Origin of the sequence: Campylobacter taeniopygiae, from assembly GCF_005406225.1 — a bacterium.
Classification (GTDB): Bacteria; Campylobacterota; Campylobacteria; order Campylobacterales; family Campylobacteraceae; genus Campylobacter_D; species Campylobacter_D taeniopygiae.
Map to the genome: position 1 here is coordinate 1 of NZ_NXLY01000072.1, position 473 is coordinate 473.

Below are 473 nucleotides of genomic sequence, written 5' to 3' on the forward strand. Positions count from 1 at the left end.
AACCCTTCCTTAGGATCAAAACTATGATCGTATTTAAACTTAGTAGGGGTAAAGCTTACTTTTAAAGGAAAGTTTTTATCTGTAGTGCAAGCTGAGATTAATTCTTGTAAAATTACAAATTCACCATTAACTTTCTTTTGAGAAAGAGATCCTTTTACATTAACAACTTTAGTACAAGGTGAGCTTACATTACCTATAGTATAAGGACAAGCTACTATACTAGAATTTAATAAATCACTTTCTAACATTATAGGGATGTTATTATCTTTAAAAGTTTTTCCTTTGTTTGATTTGAGTATGACTTTACCCCCATGGATACATTCTAGGTTTTGATTTTCTAAAAGAGCATGGAGTTTAGCTATAGCTTGTTTTTTATCTACTTGTGTGGTTTTTTGTTCTTCTAGAATGTTTGAAATTAAATCTTTATATTCTAAGCTTTGCTTGCTTAAGCATTCTAATTTGATATTTAAAGA

At 28.8% G+C, this 473-nt stretch carries 1 pseudogene; it reads right to left on the reverse strand.

From position 1 onward, the window contains the following. A pseudogene (locus CQA75_RS08995) lies at positions 1 to 473 on the reverse strand (hypothetical protein); the annotation flags it as partial.